23 protein-coding genes and 2 tRNA genes are annotated in these 21095 nt (G+C 41.1%); 18 read left to right on the top strand and 7 right to left on the bottom strand.

Features of this window, described 5'->3' with window-relative positions; genetic code table 11:
• Window positions 1-289: 289 nt before the first annotated feature.
• From BP896_RS02400 to BP896_RS02410, 3 genes are all read left to right on the top strand, one after another.
• Complete coding sequence (locus tag BP896_RS02400) at window positions 290-757, top strand: PaREP1 family protein (RefSeq protein ID WP_291765269.1); 468 nt, start codon at window positions 290-292, stop codon at window positions 755-757.
• 216 nt (window positions 758-973) lie between these two features.
• Window positions 974-2242: a molybdopterin molybdotransferase MoeA gene (locus BP896_RS02405; RefSeq protein ID WP_291765271.1), complete on the top strand. Its 1269-nt coding sequence runs from the start codon at window positions 974-976 to the stop codon at window positions 2240-2242.
• A 468-nt stretch (window positions 2243-2710) separates the two neighbouring features.
• Window positions 2711-2983: a hypothetical protein gene (locus BP896_RS02410; protein WP_291765273.1), complete on the top strand. Its 273-nt coding sequence runs from the start codon at window positions 2711-2713 to the stop codon at window positions 2981-2983.
• Window positions 2984-3303: 320 nt separating this feature from the next.
• Here BP896_RS02410 and BP896_RS02415 read toward each other — a convergent pair.
• From BP896_RS02415 to tatC, 3 genes are all read right to left on the bottom strand, one after another.
• Window positions 3304-3380 (bottom strand) — tRNA-Phe (locus tag BP896_RS02415).
• A gap of 125 nt (window positions 3381-3505) precedes the next feature.
• Window positions 3506-4174: a metallophosphoesterase family protein gene (locus BP896_RS02420; RefSeq protein ID WP_291765275.1), complete on the bottom strand. Its 669-nt coding sequence runs from the start codon at window positions 4172-4174 to the stop codon at window positions 3506-3508.
• A 173-nt stretch (window positions 4175-4347) separates the two neighbouring features.
• The gene (gene tatC / locus BP896_RS02425) at window positions 4348-5157 is read right to left on the bottom strand and encodes a twin-arginine translocase subunit TatC (RefSeq protein ID WP_291765277.1); all 810 of its coding nucleotides are present in this window, start codon (window positions 5155-5157) and stop codon (window positions 4348-4350) included.
• Between the two features lie 210 nt (window positions 5158-5367).
• On the opposite strand from tatC, the gene BP896_RS02430 reads away from it, so the two are divergent.
• Window positions 5368-6330: an acyl-CoA thioesterase gene (locus tag BP896_RS02430; protein ID WP_291765279.1), complete on the top strand. Its 963-nt coding sequence runs from the start codon at window positions 5368-5370 to the stop codon at window positions 6328-6330.
• Here BP896_RS02430 and BP896_RS02435 read toward each other — a convergent pair.
• Window positions 6323-6682 (bottom strand): 50S ribosomal protein L18e, encoded by a 360-nt coding sequence (locus BP896_RS02435; protein WP_291765281.1) that lies wholly within the window; start codon window positions 6680-6682, stop codon window positions 6323-6325. The genes BP896_RS02430 and BP896_RS02435 overlap by 8 nt on opposite strands.
• 59 nt (window positions 6683-6741) lie before the next feature.
• Here BP896_RS02435 and BP896_RS02440 point away from each other — a divergent pair, with 59 nt between their 5' ends.
• The 7 genes from BP896_RS02440 to BP896_RS02470 all read left to right on the top strand — a co-directional run bounded on the left by BP896_RS02440 (window position 6742) and on the right by BP896_RS02470 (window position 12592).
• Complete coding sequence (locus BP896_RS02440; protein ID WP_291765283.1) at window positions 6742-7704, top strand: cobalamin biosynthesis protein; 963 nt, start codon at window positions 6742-6744, stop codon at window positions 7702-7704.
• Window positions 7705-7838: 134 nt separating this feature from the next.
• The gene (locus BP896_RS02445; protein WP_291765285.1) at window positions 7839-8306 is read left to right on the top strand and encodes a hypothetical protein; all 468 of its coding nucleotides are present in this window, start codon (window positions 7839-7841) and stop codon (window positions 8304-8306) included.
• A gap of 232 nt (window positions 8307-8538) precedes the next feature.
• Window positions 8539-9201 carry a tRNA-wybutosine modification methyltransferase TYW3 gene (locus BP896_RS02450; RefSeq protein WP_291765287.1) on the top strand — a complete coding sequence of 221 codons (663 nt, stop codon included), beginning with the start codon at window positions 8539-8541 and terminating at the stop codon, window positions 9199-9201.
• 12 nt (window positions 9202-9213) lie between these two features.
• Window positions 9214-9885, top strand: a complete 672-nt coding sequence (locus tag BP896_RS02455; protein ID WP_291765289.1) for a hypothetical protein — start codon at window positions 9214-9216, stop codon at window positions 9883-9885.
• Window positions 9866-10126 carry a winged helix-turn-helix domain-containing protein gene (locus BP896_RS02460; RefSeq protein WP_291765291.1) on the top strand — a complete coding sequence of 87 codons (261 nt, stop codon included), beginning with the start codon at window positions 9866-9868 and terminating at the stop codon, window positions 10124-10126. Before BP896_RS02455 ends, BP896_RS02460 begins: the two co-directional genes overlap by 20 nt.
• A 72-nt stretch (window positions 10127-10198) precedes the next feature.
• Window positions 10199-10432, top strand: a complete 234-nt coding sequence (gene spt4 / locus BP896_RS02465; protein ID WP_291765293.1) for a transcription elongation factor subunit Spt4 — start codon at window positions 10199-10201, stop codon at window positions 10430-10432.
• A 279-nt stretch (window positions 10433-10711) separates the two neighbouring features.
• Window positions 10712-12592 carry a phosphoenolpyruvate carboxykinase (GTP) gene (locus BP896_RS02470; protein WP_291765295.1) on the top strand — a complete coding sequence of 627 codons (1881 nt, stop codon included), beginning with the start codon at window positions 10712-10714 and terminating at the stop codon, window positions 12590-12592.
• A 54-nt stretch (window positions 12593-12646) separates the two neighbouring features.
• On the opposite strand, the gene BP896_RS02475 is transcribed toward BP896_RS02470, so the two are convergent.
• Entirely contained in the window at window positions 12647-12952 is a 306-nt protein-coding gene (locus BP896_RS02475; RefSeq protein WP_291765298.1) for a winged helix-turn-helix domain-containing protein, read from the bottom strand.
• Window positions 12945-14096 (bottom strand): hypothetical protein, encoded by a 1152-nt coding sequence (locus BP896_RS02480; RefSeq protein ID WP_291765301.1) that lies wholly within the window; start codon window positions 14094-14096, stop codon window positions 12945-12947. Before BP896_RS02480 ends, BP896_RS02475 begins: the two co-directional genes overlap by 8 nt.
• Window positions 14097-14197: 101 nt before the next feature.
• On the opposite strand from BP896_RS02480, the gene BP896_RS02485 reads away from it, so the two are divergent.
• From BP896_RS02485 to BP896_RS02500, 4 genes are all read left to right on the top strand, one after another.
• Window positions 14198-14629: a helix-turn-helix domain-containing protein gene (locus tag BP896_RS02485; RefSeq protein WP_291765302.1), complete on the top strand. Its 432-nt coding sequence runs from the start codon at window positions 14198-14200 to the stop codon at window positions 14627-14629.
• A 204-nt stretch (window positions 14630-14833) separates the two neighbouring features.
• Window positions 14834-15007 carry a HEPN domain-containing protein gene (locus BP896_RS02490; protein ID WP_291765303.1) on the top strand — a complete coding sequence of 58 codons (174 nt, stop codon included), beginning with the start codon at window positions 14834-14836 and terminating at the stop codon, window positions 15005-15007.
• A gap of 85 nt (window positions 15008-15092) precedes the next feature.
• Entirely contained in the window at window positions 15093-15434 is a 342-nt protein-coding gene (locus BP896_RS02495) for a nucleotidyltransferase domain-containing protein (RefSeq protein ID WP_291765305.1), read from the top strand.
• 359 nt (window positions 15435-15793) lie between these two features.
• A complete protein-coding gene (locus BP896_RS02500) occupies window positions 15794-16687 on the top strand; it encodes a dihydrodipicolinate synthase family protein (protein ID WP_291765307.1) in 894 nt (297 codons plus the stop codon).
• Window positions 16688-16773: 86 nt separating this feature from the next.
• Here the strand turns inward: BP896_RS02500 and BP896_RS02505 are convergent.
• Window positions 16774-16859: transfer RNA gene (locus BP896_RS02505), tRNA-Ser, on the bottom strand.
• Window positions 16860-17042: 183 nt separating this feature from the next.
• Here BP896_RS02505 and BP896_RS02510 point away from each other — a divergent pair.
• The 3 genes from BP896_RS02510 to BP896_RS02520 are packed head-to-tail and all read left to right on the top strand — an operon-like array spanning window position 17043 to window position 21094.
• Window positions 17043-17711, top strand: coding sequence for a class II aldolase/adducin family protein (locus BP896_RS02510; RefSeq protein ID WP_291765310.1), 669 nt, complete (start codon window positions 17043-17045; stop codon window positions 17709-17711).
• 9 nt (window positions 17712-17720) lie between these two features.
• Window positions 17721-19586, top strand: coding sequence for an aldehyde ferredoxin oxidoreductase family protein (locus BP896_RS02515; RefSeq protein ID WP_291765312.1), 1866 nt, complete (start codon window positions 17721-17723; stop codon window positions 19584-19586).
• 8 nt (window positions 19587-19594) lie between these two features.
• Window positions 19595-21094: a rhamnulokinase gene (locus BP896_RS02520; protein WP_291765314.1), complete on the top strand. Its 1500-nt coding sequence runs from the start codon at window positions 19595-19597 to the stop codon at window positions 21092-21094.
• Window position 21095 lies beyond the last annotated feature (1 nt).

The raw sequence follows: 21095 nt of genomic DNA on the forward strand, positions 1-21095 counted from the left end.
CCCCCCGCACCATTAAAGGAACATGCAGGATCCTATGAACCATCATGCATTAAGTTAAAAATCATTAGGCCATAAGTGTGGGGCCCATTCCCCCTTACTGCTTGCTTTTTATGAAATACCTTATAATTATGTTGCAGTAATAGAAGGGAAATGAACATTCAGGCCACACTATTTACAATTTAACCATATAGGTAAATATTAAAAAGCAAACCAATTACAACGTTAACACGCTTAAAATGTAATCTACCTTTTCACAAAATGCTTTTAAGTGTGGTGGCGAGTAAGATCCGTGGAAGAGTTGATAAGGAGGGCTGAGGAAAAGGGTATTAATGTTGAGGATCTTATAATTACTGCATTATCAAAACTAGACCCCCAGGAGGGGATAAGAATTAGGTTGGAATTAGCAATGAAGCTTCTTTCTGAAGCTAAGGGGTATTTGGAGAGGGGGGATCTTGTGCAAGCATCAGAAAAAGCTTACAATGTAGCGGAAGAAATAGTTAAGGCATTGGCTGAAAAATTTAATTTACCGGAATATGAACAAGCATTAAAGGAGGGTAGGTGGTACACCTACACTTTAGGTACTGCTGCAGCTAAGTTATCCTTAAGGCTTGGTGATTGGGTAAGGAATGGGTGGGATTCAGCATATGTACTTCATGTCTGGGGATTTCATGAGGGGAAATTTGATTCCCAGAGTGTTAAAGCTAGGCTCCAAGATGTGGAGAAAATGCTAGAAGAGGTACAGAAAATGATGCGGTAGAAATTTGCACCTATGTATGGCATTTGTGATTATAAATATTATACATATACGGTAAGAGGCGTAAGGGTTTAGTAGTGGCCGCTTATATCAAAGGACCGGACTCTACCATTAATCGTAGTAATGGAAAGGGCATGAAGTAGTGAGTTTAAGTGATTAGTAATGGCATTAATTGGTTACCCGCAATTAGTTTAAAAATGAGTTAATGAGTTAAGTTTAATGAGGCTTCACGAGGATAAGTATATTGTATTACATGATTTAAATGAAGTATTAAGTAATGCCCCTAAGTGTAATCCTGGGGTTAGTGAATTAGCCTTATGGGACGCTGTAGGTTTTGTTCTAGCGGAGGATGTAGTTGCACCATTTAATACCCCCATTATGCCTAGAGCTATTTACGATGGGTTTGCAGTTAAGGCAAGCGAGGCTCCCGGTTCATTTAAGCTTGTTGGCTCAATCCTAATAGGGCAATTACCTAACCGTGAATTGAGATCAGGGGAGACCTACTATGTGACTACTGGAGCTTATTTACCCAAGGGGGCTGATGCAGTTATACCTGAGGAGGAGGCTATCATTAATGGTGATTTAGTAATCATTAATAAGGCCTACTCACCAGGTGAAAATATTGATGAAGTAGGTTCCTACGCTAAGAAAGGCCAATTACTTGCCGGTAAAGGCACTGTATTAACCCCATACATACTTTCCGCCTTACTTGAAACTGGCGTCTTCAGCGCATTATTCTACAATAAACTTAACGCCACCATAATTTCAACAGGCAGTGAATTAGTTAAACCAGGAACCCCTGAGGATGCCTTGAGGGAGTTTATGAGAGGTAAGGTTATTGAGAGCACTGGCCTATTAATTAAATGGTTCATGAATAATTACATGCCTTACGCAGCAGTGTCGAGGCACATTATCATTAATGACTCCTATGATGAAGTATTTAGCGCAATCACCAGAGGATTAAGTGAATCAAACATAGTTATAATAACTGGTGGAACTGGGCCAAGTAGCATTGATTATGTGCATGATGCATTAATGGCGTTGAAGCCTAGGTATTACGTTAGGGGCATTAAGATGAGGCCTGGTAGGCCATCCACTGTTGCGGTTTTTGATGACTGCCATGTGGTGTTTGGTGTGAGTGGGCACCCGATAAGTGCATTGAATGCCTTAAGCCTACTAATAGAGCCATTTGTAAGGCTTATGTTGGGTATTGTAAGTACAGTACCTTTACCTAAGGCTTATGGTAAATTAACTGAACCAACTGAACCAGGTAGGGGTCTTTGGAGGCAGGTGAGGGCTAGGGTGGAGGTTAGTGATTATGGTTACTTGGTTAAACCATTGAAGGTAACTGGTAGTTCATTTACATCCACCTTGGCTGATGCTGATGCATTAGTTACTATTCCACCATGGATTAATGAAGCTGGAAGCGATTTAATAGTTGAGATACTTATGTTAAGAAGTAGAGTTTTCAATAAGCGAAGAAGCTAGGTTATATATCATGGTTTCCGTCTCAGCGGTTATTGCATCAAGAATGTTTGATACTATCATACAGCCATATCTAGGAATTCACCTAAAGTTTTCCATACTTGAAATCTCATTAATTTTCTAGATTCAACACTTATTAGTGGTATACTAACATAGTCTTAGGTATACTAGCTGGAGTAATGCATAAGCATTAGGCTATTAACGGGGACTATTGGTTATTATTATGCCTATGCTGCTAGTTCTAGTATTGCTGGGGCATTATGGTGGCCAAGTTCACTAGCTTATAATGAGTCTAGGGTTAATAATATTCAGGAATTGGACCCCAATAGCCAATGTTAGCATGCCTAATGCTGAGCCTATTAAAGAGTGTTCAAACAATGCATTCATTATACGATTATTAAATTCAACATACATTACTTATCCCGTTTTAGGGCTTATAATGGTTACCAGGCTTTAGGCTGCAATTACTATGTGACTGGTGGCGTACTGCATTATAATGGCTTAACCATTAATACTCCACAAGCCTACTACACATACCCAAACAATAGCCTAACACTAGCCTACACTCAAAGCAGAGTACAGGTAATTAACCTAAACGATGTAGTCTTATATAATGTGGCAATCAACATGCCTGCTAGAGTATTCATACTCAAACTCGGCGCCTACTACTACCTCATTGTCTCCACTAGTAGTGGTGAATTAATGGGATATAAGCTTAGGGTTCGGCTTCATTGTAGCCGGTAGCCGTTTTGTTGGCTACTGGTTACTTGGCTTCATTACTCCTTCTTCCTCCCTGTGCCGTCTACGGGAGCCTACGGACGTGGGGGATTTCATTGGGTACCCTCCTCTCCCTCGCATTGCTCATTAAATTAATGTATTATGGTTTAAGTTGTATTCCACTCGAGGATATTCCCAATGGGGTGTGATAAGTATGTGGATCCAAAATATGCAATATACGTGCCTAAGGCGATCCACAGTAAAATAGGCTCAGTAGGATAAGGGATCGTTAATCGTAAATGTATTCTCAATGAAATGAGGAGCGATTAATTGTTAGATAAGCGCTATGGTGCCCCGGCCGGGACTTGAACCCGGGACCCCCCGGTCTTCAGCCGGGTGCTCTCCCAGGCTGAGCTACCGGGGCCTGTTGCTTTTTACTGGCGTGTATGGTTTTTTATGTTTTTCCTTAGGATAATTTAAAAGATTTAACCTCAGTTAATGTGATTAATAGTGAATATACTGAATGTTCACTGGCTTCATTATGGGTGGTTAAATATTGAATGCGTATTCCTCATCACCATTTCTAAAAACCCTAACGCTCATATCATCTGTGTTAAGTATGGCGTAGCACTTGAATCTTTGTGATGAATCAACCCTAAGGTAATTCCCCCACTCATACTTAGCGTGGTTATAGCATCCGCCAGTCATGTGGCCATTGAGTAGTAGCCTTGGTTTAAGAAGCTTAACTGCATCTAGCGCCGCTACACTGTATTCATCATTCTTCATCCATGGGTATTGGTCAGGTAAATAGAGTGGTTGATGCATTATTAGTAGGTCAAGGGAATTAACCTTCCTCCTAATCCTATCAATTACCCTCATGAACCTGCCAAGCCCAATAGTGTACTCACCATCGCTCCCGCTTATCAGCCCATTAATACCACTCAAGGTTAAACCATGTACCCTACGTATTGAACCATCACTAATGGCGTAATGCTTAATTAAGCCGAAGTTCTCATGATTCCCATAAACTGTGATTAAGGGTACTCTACTAATAACCGCGTATAAGTCATCTTGAGTTAAGTACTCACCCCAATCACCTGCTGATATTAGGGCGTTAGGCTTAACCTCATCAATAGTTCTAATTAACCAGTTAACTGCATCATATTCCCCAGGTTGAATTGACTTATGCAGGTCACTTACCAACAGTAGCTTAGCCATATTTCACTGAAATGCATTTAAGATTATTAAATCTTAAAACAAGTGTTAATTAAGCCCAACTCATGTAGGAATCAGTAAGCATGGGTTCTTAATCACCAGCCTCATTCGGTTAAGGTCTCATCACTTAGCTAATGGTTCAGAGGTAGTTATTAAGCTTAATTTTATTAGAATGTTTAGGAGCCTCCTTCAGTATGGTGTTGCCTCCTCTCTATTATCATTGAAGCCAGCATGCCTACTATGTATAATGCAGACATGGTTAATCCAATCGTTGTCTCAATCACACCACCGGTTGCTCCTGGGGAGATTATTAATGCGAATATGAAGCTAATTAAGACCCCCCAACGCCAATATTGCCTCCAGGTTGATGCCTTAACAATCCTGAACCTAGTCAATATAGTCATTATTAACGGCGTCTGGAACGCTAAACCCATTGAGAACATTAAGGCAAATATAGTTTGCACAAAGGACCTTAGGCTTATTGTTGGTTCAACATTAAGGGCTTTGGCGTAGAATAGGAAGAATTTGAATATCACAGGTATTATAATGGTGTATGCAAATAAGGCGCCTAACGTAAAAAGTACCATTGCAGGTAATACTGAGACTTTAAGCATGTGTTTTTCATGACTATAAAGGCCAGGGGATACGAAAGCCCAGACTTCCCACAGCACTATCGGTAAGGCGATTATTATTGCTAGGAAAAGTGATGTTTGAGCTGCTGCAAGCAATGGGTCGAAGGGGGATATGGTTATTATCTCAACACCCTTAGGTACGGTTGCGTGAATGAAAAAGCTTATTACTGATACTGAGAATGAGTCATCTATGGATGGTATTGGTACAATAATCAGTATGCCAGGTGGATCAATCTTAATTACACTGTACTTGAATGCGAAGACAAGTATGAATGAGATTAATATAGCGTATAACGCCTTCCTTAACCTATTGATTAACTCCACGATGTGGCTTATAAATGGTTGCTCCTGCATTACCCTGAGTCCCTAAATTCAGTTAACTCAACTAATAAGCTTTAATTTCGGGAAACTTAAAATGTGTTCATGAGGAAAAGCTAATAAACCAAGGGATTAACCTTAATTCAGCGGCCGTGGTCTAGTGGTCTAGGATGGCGGCCCCCCGTGCGGCGGTGCGCAATTTGATGGGCGAATTATTTATTAAGGCTTGTGAAATACCACATACATATGGTTAGTATTAAGGATACTGAGGTTACTCTCCTTGAAATGGTTCAACCATTTGACGCTAATTCCGTCGGCAGACTATTTGGCGGTAGGATATTGGAGTGGATTGCTAACGTTGGTACAGTGGCTACTGTTAAGTTTTCCCGGGGGCCCACAGTGTTGGCTTACATGGATAGGCATTTCTTCCTGGCCCCAGCCTTCATTGGTGATTCAATTACACTTAAGGCAAGGGTTGAGTACGTGGGTAGGTCATCCATGGAGACTTACATTGAGGCTGTTAGGCACCATGGCGACAAAGTGGTGATGACTATGACCACAGCAGCCTATGTTGCCGTTGATGATTATGGGCAACCCAGGTTAATTAGGAGCGAACTTAAGCCTAATCCCGATGAGTTAATGATTTATAATAACGCCAGGAGTAGGTACGAGGCTAGGAAGAGTAAGATAGTGAATAGGCGTGAGGAAAGGTATAATGTGAAGGATCCAACTGAGAATCTTAGGTGGAGGGTTGAGTCAAATAGGTGGGTTACCCCTCAGGACGCCTTCATGTCTAACATGGTTTCCGCAGGTAGGTTACTTGCCTGGATTGATAACATTGCCGCATCCCTAGCAAGCGAATACGCCAAGTCAGTGGTTGTAACAGGGTCAATTGACGATACTGTATTCTACTCCCCAATACGAATAGGTGAAATTGTTAAGATAGCTGCAGGCATAAGTTATGTTGGGAAGACCAGCTTGGAAACCCTAATCCACGTCACCACTGAGGATGCTTATGGTAATGTTAAGAGGGTGTGCACCGCCTACTACACTTACATTGCTATTGATGATAAGGGGAAGCCCCAACCTATTCCACAGTATCAGCCGGCTAATGATTATGAGAGGAAGCTCTTTGAAGAGGGGGCAAGGAGGAAGATGCTTAGGGATGAGGAGATTAAGAGATTGAGGGAGTCAATGATTACTAAGTAATTATCTTAACGCCACTTGGCTTAGGCATTCTCCTAACAAGCTCTGGGATGCTTAATGCCTCACCTCCAGCAGCCTTAATCTTATCAATGGCTGTTTTCGAGAAGGCCCAAGCAGCCACGGTTACCTTTTTACTTAATTCACCATCCCCAAGAACCTTACCTGGGATAACCACTACATCCCCATCATTAAGTAGCCTATTTAACTTACCAACGTTAACAATAACTCTACTTCTCCTTGGCTTACTAAGCATGTCAGCCACTGTAGCCCAGAGCGCTGCATTATACTGCTTATGCGCCTTCTCAAGGAACCTAACAGTCATCCTAAGGTACTGGTTTGTTGACTTTAACTCCACGGTGAAGCCTTCAGTACTATATTTTAAAAACTTAATCTTAAGGAGGATTAAAAGGAATCATGGTGCCGTATCTCTTAATTACCTTAACAATAGCGTTAATAATGGATTGCCTATACCCAATGCATAAGGGCCTACTATACCTAATTCACCCGGTACACTTAACTTATGAATTAGCCGTAAGGCTATATAGGCCTTACTCAGGGAGGTTATGGGGGGTTGTGGTGTGGTTTTCATCAGTTACACCAATATTATTAATTTACAGTTCACCCATTATCACAGTACCCTTAAGTAACCCCATTCTCCTAACCATTATCCTAGTTTACGCCGGCTTCATGGTTAAGTTAAGCATATCCCTAAGATTACTGCTAAGTATAGTTGAGGATTATAGTAAGGCTGTCAATGAAGGGGACTTAAACAGGGCCAGGGGTATAGCTCAGCAATTGGTTAGGAGGAATGTGTGGGTTATTGATATTAGGCATGTCAACTCAGCTGTAATTGAGTCGCTCTTTGAGAGCTTGGTGGATGGCTTCACCTCCCCCTTACTTTACCTACTGTTGCTTGGACCAGTTGGTGCATTACTTCAGAGGTTATCAAACACTATGGATAGCGCCCTAGGCTACACTGATGAACCATATAGGCGCGTCGGCTGGTTTTCAGCCAGGGTGGATACTGTTATGAATTATGCTCCAGCTAGGTTAACCGCATTGCTAATAATGCTTAGTGGGGTTGTAATGAGGAGGAAGCCAAGGCTAAACATATACTTAAGGTATAAGTCAATTACTAGAAGTTTGAACGCAGGGCATCCCCTTGCTGCAGCGTCATCAGTACTTGGTGTGAAGTTGGAGAAGATCGGCGAGTACAGTATTGGGGATGGGGAATTACCCGACACCACTAGCCTATTAACAGCAATTGAGTTAGCTAAGTTCACTGCAGTATTATTCATAATAATGCTTGCCTTATGCCTAATATTAATTCCATCAATTAAATACGGTTTACTTGGTTCATTAATTAACCTCCATTAAAGTTTAACAAGCTTACTCAATCATGTGTAAAGCCTTAAACCCAACATAACTTAATTAATAAATTACCCAATAATGAGGGAACTCATTATTATTTCGGCAGTTTCTTTATAAACCCTGTTAAGGGATGCTTAATAATGGGTACTGTTAACGTTAATAAACCTGTAACAACAATGCTCAGTGAATTAAGTAGTGATTTAAATCGAGATGACTTAGTTCTAGTTGAGAGGATGCCTCAAATAAAGGAGACTGAGAGGTATAGGGATGTAGTCATAAGTATGCTTAAGGAATTCCACGTGACGCTGGTTCTAGTTAGGCTAGTGTTTAAGAATGGTGAGGTTAAGGGCTACGTCTTCCTGGTTAGGGCTGATGATTCAAGTGAAGTGCCTGGTAATGGGCATGTTGAGGGTTATGTGATAGTAAGGGATCATAGAGGTAGGATGACTAAGTATGTTTATAACCCTGAGGAGGCGCCCCTGGATTATCTAGCTAGGGAGGTTTTAACCTTCGCTGAATTATATAGGAAGGCTGAGGAGAGGATTATTAAACTCGGCTTAACAGAGGCGTATAGGGATAGGGGCTTTTTCACAATTGGCTTAGAATAGGGAGGCCTCTGAACTGGCTTGGGGGTATAAGGTTTTTGCAGCGAACCTAACAGGCAATGAACTACACACCCACATGCTGGTGGCGGGCGCTGAAGCATGATGCCACTCCCATGAGGGGCATTAGAGGAGCGATAGTAAGCCCCAGTAAAGCCAAATCCCTAAGGCTAAGGGGGGACTGTCGGTGATTACGAATAAAACTTAAAGTAAGTGGGTGAAGGCTAGTTGACTCGGTGTGTTAGGTGCTGTGACTGATGTTTATGAGGTTAGGAAGAGTAAATTCGTGGAGAGATTGATTAAGGAGGGTGAGGAGGGTAAGGTTGATTTCGATATTTTCGACTTCCTAAGGGAATTCAATAAACTAAGCAACTATTACACAACCAGTAGCTGCAGTGGTAGGATAATGATTATTAATGCATTCTCACTCAGCTTCGCTAAGGGTAGGGGTTTAGCTAAAATACTGGCTAAGTGGCATAGGCCGGTTACTTTAAGTGAAGTATTGAGCGTAATCAATAATGGGGTTAATTTATGGTTATTAGCAAGGGGGCCGATACTTCACGTTGTTGCTAGGGATGTGGAGTCAGCCATGGATTTAGCTAAGTTAGCTAAGGATGCTGGGTTTAAGAGGAGTAGTATCTTATCTATTAAGGATTGGGGGGTGGTTATTGAGATTGAGAGTGATGATAGGTTAGACATCCCCATTAAGGTTAATGGTGAATTACTCCTCAATAATAATCAGCTTAGTGAAATCATAAATGCCGCCAATGAGACACTAATGTTCGGTAAATTAAGGCTGGTTAGGTTAATTAAGTTAATTGAATCAAGGTACTTTAATAGGAGTTATAGTCAGGATGATGAAGTACTGGTGCCGTATAGGGTCTTTAGGAGGAACCTTTAAGGTGATGATTCAATGGCAATACTGCTACCTACAAGACACTTACTTTACTTCCTAATAATAGCCTATGAGGCTTACATACTAATGGCTAACTTACTAATATCCTACTACGCCTACAGGGCTTCAAGGATCCTACGTAGTAGGAATATGCTGCTTCTATCAATAGGTATAATGCTCTTCGGAATATATATGCTGGCTAATAGTTTAATAAACATATCAGTCTTAGCATACTTATATTATGAACCAGCCAGGAGACTAATATATGTACCACCAAGCGTATACCCTTGGTTAATTGTTGATGGGCTAATGGAACTAGCCAGCCTTATACTAATATCACTAGCCTTAAGCCTGCCTGCTGAATTCTACGTATTCATTGGTGGTTTACTTATTCTGCACGCTAGCCCAATATTCGTGATTCATTCACTATCAGTATTAAGCATAATACTATTATCTTACATATCTATACTGCTCTGGTTAAGGTTCTCTCAAGGTAATAACCTAGTATTGTTAACTGCATTGGCATTCACACTACTACTCTTTAACATCCCAGTGGAGGTTTTCGTATTCATGATGACTAATTCACTATTCCTTGAGTTAATAGAAGAGAGGCTTGTTTACTCAGTGGCATCTACCATACTACTGGTGAATGTTATAAGGGTTGTTCACTATGGTAAGGCGCAGGAGTAGGGTTGAGATCATAATGGAGATCTTGGAGTACTTATCTGAGGGCTGTAGCAAGCCTACTAAAATGTCCATGGCATTGAATCTGGCGTACGATAGGCTTGATCAAATGCTTCAGCAATTGAGGAGTAATGAGCTGGTAACTTATGATGGTGACTCATTCTGCATAACACATAAGGGGCTTGAATTACTAAGAGAATATCAGAGGTTTAGGAAACTCGCCAAGTCACTTGGAATAGATATATAGGTTGATCAGAGGGCCTTACCTTATTTTTAACATGGCTGGAATGCTTATTAACCCTAATGCGACCTTACACTAATGAGTAGGGCTACTAGGAGTAGGACTAGGAGGAGGCCATTATCAGGATTTAAGGCGTGTAGGAGGTGTAAGTTAATAGTACCTGATGAGGTTAATCAATGCCCCAACTGCGGTAGTATTGAATTCAGCGAGGAGTGGAGGGGATTAATAATCATACTTAACCCTGAGGAATCATGCATAGCCAAGGAATTAAACATCACTAAGCCGGGTATGTATGCCGTTGAGGTATCGTAAATCTATTAACGCTACCTCTGATTACGCATAATCTATCTGCCACGATTACTTAAACATGTTGCTCAATGGAAAGAACCAATGCATATGTACTCTATTGATATCGCCATGTGAAGTACCGTTATTTTTAAAGGTTAACTAATAATTATATAAAAGCCTAACTAAGGTTTGGTCATTATGTATTGATTAATTTCTATTAACTTATGCTCATTGTAGTATTACATTTATTTATCAATTATATAATTAACAATATTTATAAGTGCAGATTAAAGAACCCTAGCTATGAGCGCTCCAAGCCGCAGCCTAAGTGATTTACGTGGTGTTATGGGTGATGAATCATACAATCGGATAATGGCTATAAGAAATAGTAAGCTCCACTCCTTCCTGGCTTGGGTTATTAGCGTGTGTGAACCAGCATCAGTATTCGTATCCACTGGTAGTCCTGAGGATAATGAGTACATTAGGAGGAAAGCTATTGAGAGCGGAGAGGAAATCCCCTTAAGGCTAAGTGGCCATACTGTTCACTTCGATAGCCCACTTGATCAAGCTAGGGCTAGGGACGATACTGCAATACTACTACCTAATAATCAGAAGCTTCCCTTCATAAGGACTAAGGATAGGGATGAGGGCATTAGAGAAATGCTAACACTACTTAAGGGTATAATGAGGGGTAGGGAAATGCTTGTGGGCTTTTACTCACTTGGCCCTAAGGCATCACCCTTCAGTATACTTGCTGTTCAGGTAACAGACTCCTACTACGTTATGCATAGTGAGAATATTCTATATAGGCAGGCATACGATGAATTCATTAGGCAAGGGGAAGAGGCCCGCTTCCTAAAGTTCATTCATTCTCAGGGAGAGTTAAATGAAATGAAGCAGAGTAAGAACATTAAGCAGAGGAGGATATTCATTGATTTAACTGATGAAACGGTATACAGTGTTAATACTCAGTATGGTGGTAATAGCATTGGCTTAAAGAAGCTTGCGCTCAGGTTAACAATCAAGAGGGCAATGGAGGAGGGTTGGTTAAGTGAACACATGTTCCTAATAGGCGTAAATGGGCCAGGAGGTAGGGTTACTTACTTCACTGGTGCATTCCCCTCAATGTCAGGTAAAACTTCAACAGCCATGTTAGGTAGGTTGGTTGGGGATGATTTAGCCTACTTAAGGATAATTAATGGAGAAGTTAGGGCAGTTAACCCTGAGGCTGGAGTGTTTGGTATTATAGAGGGAATTAACCCAATAGATGACCCAGTGATCTACGAAGTATTGAGTAAGCCGGGTGAATTAATATTCTCAAACGTCCTAATGCTTGAGAATGGTGACGTCTACTGGAACGGTAAGGGGGAACCTGAACCCAGTAATGGAATCAACTATACTGGTAAGTGGTGGAGGGGTAAGGTTGATGATAAGGGTAACCCAATACCACCATCCCACCCAAACGCAAGATTCACAGTATCACTTAAGGCATTCAGCAACCTAGACCCAGCCTACGATGACCCAAACGGTGTAGTGGTTAAGGGTATTATATTTGGCGGCAGGGATTCAGACACCCTTGTACCGCTTCTTGAGTCCTTTAATTGGGAGCATGGAGTCGTAACCATAGCCGCATCCCTTGAGTCTGAGAGGACTGCTGCAGTTATTGGTAAGGCTGGGGAAAGGGAGTTTAACCCCATGGCTAACCTAGACTTCCTCTCCGTTGACTTAGGCGTGTACATAAGTAATTACCTGAAGTTCGGTAAGGAGGTACTTAATCCACCTAAGATATTTGGTGTTAATTACTTCCTAAGGGATGAGAATGGTAGATTTATGAATAGTAAGGAGGATAAGAAGGTGTGGTTAGCTTGGATGGAGAGGAGGGTACATGGTGAATTAGATGCAGTGGAGACGCCTATAGGCTTAATACCAAGGTACAGTGACTTGAAAGACTTATTCAAGGATGTTTTAGGTAAGGAGTATAGCTTTGAGGATTATGAGAAGCAATTCGCAATAAGGGCTAGTAAGCTTATTGAGAAGATTGATAGGATAATTAAGATATACTCAGAAATACCGACTACACCTAAGATACTGTTTAATATACTTAGTGAACAAAGACAAAGGCTACTGGAGGCTGAAGGTAAATATGGGAGTATAATTCCACCAAATGTCTTTGAGAAGAGCTAGGAAAAACACCTAGTTTAAGAAAATTTAATTCAAGTAATTTAAGGGTCATTCTACTTAAACCATGATGTTTAAGGCTTTAAGGGTATTCATGAATCTTCTATAACCTTCAAGAAGCATTAAACCACTTTGAGTAATGCAGTAGCCATTGATGCTATTTTTAACTAACCCAGCATCCTCAAGGCTTTTTAGAAGATGTATAAGCCTATCATATGTTATGTTTAATGCTAACGAGGCCTTACTGGGTTTACTGCATCCACATGCTAAGTACTCCAGTATCTGCATAATGATTGTTACTTTATCCCTATTCCTACGGTTCCTACGCCTAATAATGCGCCTATTAATAGTTGAGTAATCATTCATGCCTATCCCCTGACTTAACAATAATCCTTGAAGCAACCAGGGCTGCAATAAACCCAGTAACCACAGCAATTATTACAGCCACTAAGGCTAATTCATAGTGGGCTCTTTCTAAGTAACCACGTTGAATAATAGTAACTGTAGTAGTGGTGTATTGCGTTACTGATGCTGAGGACGCTGATTCACTTGTTGATGTACTTAATGGCAATATACTGAAGGCGCCATTCATAGAATTAACCATACTCACTGGATCACTCTCATTCACTACAGTGGTGCCTTCCCCATTACTACCACTATATGAGGATAATGGAGGATACAGTACCTCAGCAATCATTGTTAAAGTACTATTACTTGGAATCATGAAAGTTAAGTTACCTAATACTACTATTGAAGGTACTATAACACTCACCACCTTAATATACTCTGTGGCATTAATGCCCACACCATATACGTTAACCACCTTATGCGTAACATTCACAGTACTAATACTGCTGCCCCCAAGCTTAATGAAATTACGATAGAGTAGGTAATATGGTACTTCAGATAAATTATTTAAGCGCGCAACTCCATTTATAACCTCAACACATATTACACCCTGTGCCAATGATGTTTCCCTAAACCATGGCGTCACCACTGCTGAAACTGGTATTGCACATAGAGTACCATTACTTATTAATTCGCCACTAGGTGACTTAACAATGACTGTGGCGCTTGACTTCGGGTACTGGCTTAGGGGCTTCAGGATTATTTCCTCCCTTATCCATGAGTATAGTTTACTTAAATTACCTTTAATTACACTTAGTAACGTTGATCCATTAACGTAAGTATACCCAATATACTCTATTGGCCCATACTCCGTGAAATTGAAATCATAGGCAGCAACCACGTATTCCGTCTTCGGGTTTATTAGCTGAACTGCAATTCCACCCCATGTAAATTGACCATTGAAGGATATTAAGCCCACAATTGATCCATTAGCATTAATTATATTAATAATTAATCCACCTAATGCATTAGGCATTGGTTGAGGACCATTATTAAACTGAGGATTTTGAGCCATAACCACTAAAGACACTAATGATACTATAGTGGCTGCCACTGCTAGTATTACTATAGCCTTGAGTATTCTCATACCTACACTCCCCATATCCACCACTCCGCCACTACGCCTACTGTTAATGTTTCTAATACCCGGACATTCATGTTCTAGAACCTAGAACTTTATAACCAAGGGTAATATGCCCAATCGTGAGTGATGAGGTTAAGTTGGGTGAAACAACACTGAGGGTTTACCTTCTCCTAATTAGGGAAGGCAAGGCTATGAGCATTAGAGAGGTTCAGAGGGCTCTAGGTTTATCAAGTCCTGGCCAAGCTTACCACCACCTTGAAAGACTGAGGGAACTTGGATTAGTAGTTAGGGATACTGATGGGTATAAGGCTGTTAAGAGGAATGGAGTAATTGAGGGTGTTATGATAGTTAGATCCATTATGTTGCCTAGGACTGCGTTCTACTTAGGCTTCTCTGCAGCATTAACTATAGTATACTTATTGAGCCTAATAATGGGTTTAATCAAGTTAGACTTAATAACTATGGTAGCCATCATTGCCTTATTAATTTTCTCCACCATTGAATTCACTGATCAATGGATTAAGTTAAGAAGGCTATTAAAATGGGAATGATTAACACTATGTGAATGCATAGATGCTTAGCCTTAAATTAAGCATTTTAAACACAGTACCTGTGGTTTTCCCTATTGAACCACTCCGTAAATATTATGAGATAAGATAACGTAAACGTTAATATTAGCATACTGGAAGTTTACGTGTAGATTATGGATTTAAATGCGCAGTATTTTTTAAGTAGCTCATTGGCACGCACTCATAGTGGCTGAGTACCTTAAGGATGATGCCCTAGATTTCTTAAGGGAGGCTGAGGATGACTTAAGGAATGGTAGGTATAATTTAGCCATGTTTCACCTAGAGCAGGCACTTCAATTAGCATTAAAGTATAAGCTATTTCAGTTAAATGAAGCTGTGGCATTAAGCTTATTAAGGTAAGCCTATGTAGCATTCAGGTACTTATCCTATAGGTATGATGAAGCCACGGTAAGAAAAGTTTACCCTCTGGTTAAGGTGATTTTAAGTGAACTTGGTGTTACATGAACGCTGGTTGAGGAGGATTGAGATTTTAAGGAACGCTAAGGCCTACGTTAGAAGAATTAAGGAAATCTGCATGGGTGAAATAGACCCAGATTGCAGGGTCATTTTACTCAGATCAGTAGCTAGGGGCACCTATAGGATTGATAGTGATATTGATGTACTTATTATAACAAGCAAGGCTACTGATGCATGGAGTAGGGCTGAAATAGCTAGTGTAATACATGAAAAACTTAGAGTTTACGACCCACTGGAGCTTCATGTAATTACGATAAGTGAATTTGAGAATTGGTATAAAAGATTCATAGACGTTTACGAGGAAGTATAGTAATCTTAATGGAGCTTCCCACTTACCTACACTCATGACTGTTAGCAGGATGATGGCATTAAGGGAATAGGTAAATTAATGAGTAAGAAGATTGAATTACTACCTAATGAAGCTTATTAGTAATCACTTAATGGAATCTTAATTAAGCTTAAAGCACCTTATAAACCCATAGCTCTAGCGGCTATAGGCTAATAATGTATCCCCATTAAATGATAATAGTAGCATAGAATCCTGAGGTTTCTTATAGTTAGGAATATTAAATTAGAGGCGCATAGATTTATTAATGTTCAATGTTTATTAGGTTATTAAATTAGGTTTAACATCGAAAAATATAAAAAGATTCTAGGTAATCTAGTATAATGAATAGCCCCCAGCGGCTTCAAGGTATAATACCACCTGTAGTCACTCCCTTCTATAATGATGATGTTGACTATGATGCGTTCCGTGAGGAACTTCATAGATACATTAACATGAACGTAAATGGTGTTGCTATTGGTGGCAGTACAGGTGAAGGGTATGCCTTGACAGATGATGAGCTTAGGAGATTGACAGAAATAGCCTTGGAGATTAAGAAAAATAATTTTCTAGTTATTGTAGGCATAATTACTGATTCAACATACCAAGCAATTAGGAGGGCACTTATGGTAAAGGATCTTAATGTTGATGCACTAATGATAACGCCGCCTCATTATTTATTCAATGCAGGTGATGAATCAAGCTATTTATTCTATAAAAGGCTTCATGAAAGAACCGGAATGCCTATTATAATTTATAATGTAATCCCATGGAATACCGTGAGTACTAGCATTATTAGGAAGCTTGCTGAGGAGGGTATAATAGTTGGTGTTAAACAAAGTGGAGGCGATATACATGCACTTAGTGAACTTTTAATAAACACTAAAATTCCTATACTAACAGCATTAGATGACATGTTATTCCCATCATTTACACTAGGTGCTTCAGGCTCAATAGCTGCGGTAAATACATTATTACCAAGAACAAGCATTAGATTATTCAATGCTGTTAAGGCTGGGAACTATGAGGAGGCTAGGAGGCTTCATGAGGAAATACTTCCCATTGTAAGGATTGTGATACAGCAGCCGGATATGCCGACAAGGATAAAGTATGTTATGAATAATATTGGATGGAAGGTTGGGTATGCAAGGGAACCATTACCGCAATTCCCAAGTCAAGATACTGCAGGTAAATTAATGGAGGTGGCATATAAGGTGAAGGAATTAGAGGGCTATTAAATAACCTTTAACCTAGCTGGATTATATACGCATTACTAATGTATTGGTATAAACTCATTGCCAATTCATAAGATTAGGCACATTAGCGCCGGGGCCGGGATTTGAACCCGGGCCCCCTTGCGGGGATGGGCTTAGCAGGCCCACGCCTTAAACCAGGCTCGGCCACCCCGGCCTTCATTTAGCTCTTAATAGGCTCCTTAAAAGGTTTCCCTTTTGAGGCTTTATGCTTACATTATGTTTTTAATGTAGAGTGTTCCTCATGATTTAACACTTATTGCATCTTCACGTGTACCTAACATGTTAGGTTAAGCATGGTGGTAAAATGCTTATATATGCCTGATTAAACATTCACCGTATGTCGACAGGGGAAGAGGGGCCTAGCCTTATTAGTGAGGATGAGATTAAGAGTGAGATTACGCGTGTAATGAAGGCTCTATATGAAAGAGGGTTGGTATCCGCACTTGGTGGCAATGTTAGTGCAAGAGTACCGGGGGCTAGTGAGTTTTGGATAACTCCGAGTGGTGTCTTCAAGGGTGCTGTTAATGTTGATGACTTAGTTAAGGTTGATTTAGATGGTAATGTAATTGAGGGGGTGCTTAGGCCTTCAACGGAAACGCCCTTCCATGCGGCTATATATAAGGTTAGGCCTGACGTGAACGCTGTAATTCATGCACATAACCCAGTAACGTTAGGGTTAGCGTTGGCTGGTGTTAACCTGAAGCCGATATCCGTTGAGGCCATTATGACGCTGAGGAAGGTTGAGGTTGTTCCCTTCGCCTTCCCTGGAACGGACCAGTTAGCTAAGCTGGTTGCTGATGCTGCTCTTAAGGGTGCACGCGCAATAATACTAATGAACCATGGGGTAGTGGGTATGGGGGCTAATTTACTTGAGGCTGAGGCTGTTGTGGAGACCCTTGAGGAGGTGGCCACGGCGCAGTTTGTAGCCATGGCATTGGGTAAGGAACCACCAGTTATACCTGAGAAGGATGTTGAACTCTACATGAAGTTGTACTTCCAGGGTTAGGTGAATGGCATGAGTGAATGGTATGGTTACATGGGGAAGATACTTGAGGTTGATTTAAGCACTGGTAGAACTAGGATTAGGGAATTGAAGGAAGAAGACGCTGACATGTTCATAGGTGGTATTGGCCTTGCTGCAAAGGTATTGTTTGATGAAATTGATCCAAGGGTTGAACCCTTTAGCCCAGATAATGTGCTGGTATTCATGACCGGCCCATTAACTGGTACAATGGTTCAATGCAGTGGCCGTTATGTAGTGGCCGCTAAGTCGCCACTAACCATGGCCTGGGGTGAGGCTCATGTATCAGGCTTCTGGGGTGTTGAACTTAAGAAGGCGGGCTTCGATGGTATAATAATTAAGGGTAAGTCAAGTAGCCCAGTTTACCTACACATACATGATGGTGAAGTTGAAATCCGTGACGCGTCAAAGTACTGGGGCTTAACAACCATTGAAACAGACCTACGCATAAAGAGTGACTTGGGGGATAAGTCTGTACATGTGGCTGCAATAGGGCCAGCCGGTGAGGGGCTCGTTAGATACGCCATAATAGCCTCAGACATAACCCCAGATGGACCTAGGGTGGCTGGTAGGACTGGGATGGGGGCTGTAATGGGTTCAAAGAATCTTAAGGCTATTGTTGTTAAGGGTAATGGGCAGATTAAGGTTAAGGAACCTGAGAAGCTTAGAAGTAACATTAATAGGCTACTACCCTACATACTCTCCTACCCAACAACACAATTATACTCAATATACGGTACTGCAGGTGAGGTTGAGGAGTTCTATGAATATGGTGACATGCCCATAAGAAACTTCACAGTGGGTAAGTGGGATGGTATACTTAACATAAGTGGTAGGGCCTTTAGGGAGAAGGGGATTGTGAAGGCTCATAGGGCTTGTTGGGCATGCCCAATACACTGCTGGAAGTATATTGAGGTGAATAATGTTAAGGGTAGGGGTCCTGAGTATGAAACCATTGCCTCCCTGGGCTCAATGCTAATGATAGATGACCCTTACTACATAGCTGAAGCTAATGACCTATGCAATAAGTATGGCATAGACACAATATCCACGGGGGGCACTATAGCGTGGGCAATTGAAAGCTTTGAGAGGGGATTATTGACTAAGGAGGATACAGGCGGATTAGAGCTTAAGTGGGGTGATAAGGAAACAGTACTTAAGCTCATAGAGCTCATAGGGAAGCGAGAAGGATTCGGTAAGCTACTTGGGGAGGGGTGCCGCATGGCCTCAAGAATCATAGGTAGGGGTACTGAGAAGTACTGCATGCATGTTAAGGGCACTGAAATGCCCATGCATGATCCAAGGGCCTTCAAGGGCATGGGGCTTCAATACGCTACATCAAATAGGGGTGCAGATCACCTTCAGGGATTAACCTTCAGAATTGAGCAAGGTGAGAGGATAACTGACTTAAAGATTTACGAACGGTATGATAGGGTTTCTTACATTGGTAAGGGACGCGTGGTTGCTACAATGGAGACTTGGCATGAAATCCTTGAATCACTGGTAATATGTAAGTTCATAAGTATACCACCATTACACTTAGCTGGAATGTACACGTTAGTGACTGGGAGGAGAAAGACTCTACAGGATCTTTTAACGGCAGGTAGGCGCATATTCACTTTGAAGAGGATGTTCAATGTCATAAATGGCATAAGTAGGAAAGATGATACATTACCTGAAAGGTTCCTAAAGGAACCATTAAGTGAAGGGGGAGCTAAGGGGCAGGTTGTTGAACTTGAACCCATGCTTAATGAGTACTATAATTACATGGGCTGGGATGAGAATGGTGTACCAACCAGGGAAACTCTTAAGGAATTAGGAATATTACCAATAGTGGAGAGGTTCATGAATAATAAGTGAACTGGCATATGGATTCAGTGGTAATTCTAGCTATAGATATAGGTGCAAGTGGGGGTAAAGCTATTGCCGGGGTATTGGACTTAAAGGATCTTAAATTAACCATTGATGAATTATATAGATTCCCTAATCAAATGATTAGGGTTAATAACCACCTATACTGGAATGTGCTTCAATTATGGAGTGAAGTTAAGAATTCAATTAAAGTAGCCTTAAGGAAGTATAAGGGTAAGTTAACCTCAGTGGGTGTTGATACTTGGGGTGTCGACTTCGCACTACTTGACGAATATGATGAACTAGTGGGTTTACCCTACGCCTACAGGGATCCTATGACTGAGGGATTAATGGAAGAAGTCTTCAGTAAAGTGCCTAAGGAAGTCATATATGGTAGGACCGGCATTCAATTTATGCGCATTAATACCCTCTACCAACTCTACGCCCTGGTTAAGTTAAATTCACCTAAATTGAGGATTGCTAAGGCAATGCTTATGATACCTGACTTAATTAATTACTGGCTGAGCGGTGTTAAGGCTAATGAATACACCAATGCATCAACTACTCAACTCCTTGATGCTAAAAGTAAAAAATGGTGTTTAGACATACTGGAGGAACTCAATATACCCATCAACATTCTTCAGGAAATAGTTAATGCCGGTTCTGTTTTAGGTTACTTAAGGAGGGATGTTGCAGAGGAGTTGGGGGAGGTGGCTAGTAGGGATGTAAATGTAATAGCACCTGCAACGCATGATACTGCCTCCGCTGTTGCAGCTGGGCCTATGATTGATGAGAATACTGGTTACGTGAGTTCAGGGACCTGGAACCTTGTTGGGGTGGAGTTGAATGAACCTTTAATTAATGAACAAGCCATGTTAAACAACTTCACTAATGAGGGCGGTGCCTTTGGGACAATAACCTTCTTAAGGAACATGCAAGGAATGTGGATACTACAGGAGGTTAAGAGGATACTGGCTGATTTAAGTGGAAGGGAGTACTCTTATGATGAGCTAGTTAAACTTGCAGCTGAGGCTGAGGAGATTGGGTCTTTCATAGATGTTGATGATTCAAGGTTCTTAGCCCCAATTAACATGATTAATGAAATTCACGGGTACCTTAAGGAAACTGGACAGAGGGAACCGGGAAGCCTAGGTGAGTTAATTAGACTCATTATAAGTAGTATAGCCTTAAAGCATAGGTACATATTCGAGAAGGCAATTAAAATAACCGGTAGGAGACTAAGGGGGATCAACATATTTGGCGGCGGCTCTAGGAATAGCCTCATGAATCAATTAACAGCTAATGTAATGGGGATTCCTGTTTACGCAGGACCTGAGGAGGCAACATCGATTGGCAACATCCTTATTCAAGCAGCTGGTATGGGTATTGTTAGGTCCATTCAGGAACTTAGATCCATAGTTAAGAACTCATTCAACATTAGGGTCTTTGAACCAAGGGATGAGAAGAAGTATGAAGATGAGTACTCAATGTTTACGGCTAGACTTAACCTACCCTAAC

The organism is Caldivirga sp. UBA161 (assembly GCF_002506515.1).
Lineage (GTDB): Archaea > Thermoproteota > Thermoprotei > Thermoproteales > Thermocladiaceae > Caldivirga.

What these genes read in the sequence shown, in the direction of transcription:
- BP896_RS02420 (WP_291765275.1), bottom strand. Translation starts at nt 4,174, where the DNA reads ATGGCTAAGCTACTGTTGGTAAGTGACCTGCATAAGTCAATTCAACCT.
- BP896_RS02460 (WP_291765291.1), top strand. Translation starts at nt 9,866, where the DNA reads ATGGTAAGGCGCAGGAGTAGGGTTGAGATCATAATGGAGATCTTGGAG.
- BP896_RS02515 (WP_291765312.1), top strand. Translation starts at nt 17,721, where the DNA reads ATGAGTGAATGGTATGGTTACATGGGGAAGATACTTGAGGTTGATTTA.
- spt4 (WP_291765293.1), top strand. Translation starts at nt 10,199, where the DNA reads ATGAGTAGGGCTACTAGGAGTAGGACTAGGAGGAGGCCATTATCAGGA.
- BP896_RS02440 (WP_291765283.1), top strand. Translation starts at nt 6,742, where the DNA reads ATGGTGCCGTATCTCTTAATTACCTTAACAATAGCGTTAATAATGGAT.
- tatC (WP_291765277.1), bottom strand. Translation starts at nt 5,157, where the DNA reads ATGCAGGAGCAACCATTTATAAGCCACATCGTGGAGTTAATCAATAGG.
- BP896_RS02455 (WP_291765289.1), top strand. Translation starts at nt 9,214, where the DNA reads ATGGCAATACTGCTACCTACAAGACACTTACTTTACTTCCTAATAATA.
- BP896_RS02480 (WP_291765301.1), bottom strand. Translation starts at nt 14,096, where the DNA reads ATGGGGAGTGTAGGTATGAGAATACTCAAGGCTATAGTAATACTAGCA.
- BP896_RS02445 (WP_291765285.1), top strand. Translation starts at nt 7,839, where the DNA reads ATGGGTACTGTTAACGTTAATAAACCTGTAACAACAATGCTCAGTGAA.
- BP896_RS02500 (WP_291765307.1), top strand. Translation starts at nt 15,794, where the DNA reads ATGAATAGCCCCCAGCGGCTTCAAGGTATAATACCACCTGTAGTCACT.
- BP896_RS02430 (WP_291765279.1), top strand. Translation starts at nt 5,368, where the DNA reads ATGGTTAGTATTAAGGATACTGAGGTTACTCTCCTTGAAATGGTTCAA.
- BP896_RS02510 (WP_291765310.1), top strand. Translation starts at nt 17,043, where the DNA reads ATGTCGACAGGGGAAGAGGGGCCTAGCCTTATTAGTGAGGATGAGATT.
- BP896_RS02470 (WP_291765295.1), top strand. Translation starts at nt 10,712, where the DNA reads ATGAGCGCTCCAAGCCGCAGCCTAAGTGATTTACGTGGTGTTATGGGT.
- BP896_RS02520 (WP_291765314.1), top strand. Translation starts at nt 19,595, where the DNA reads ATGGATTCAGTGGTAATTCTAGCTATAGATATAGGTGCAAGTGGGGGT.
- BP896_RS02405 (WP_291765271.1), top strand. Translation starts at nt 974, where the DNA reads ATGAGGCTTCACGAGGATAAGTATATTGTATTACATGATTTAAATGAA.
- BP896_RS02475 (WP_291765298.1), bottom strand. Translation starts at nt 12,952, where the DNA reads ATGAATGATTACTCAACTATTAATAGGCGCATTATTAGGCGTAGGAAC.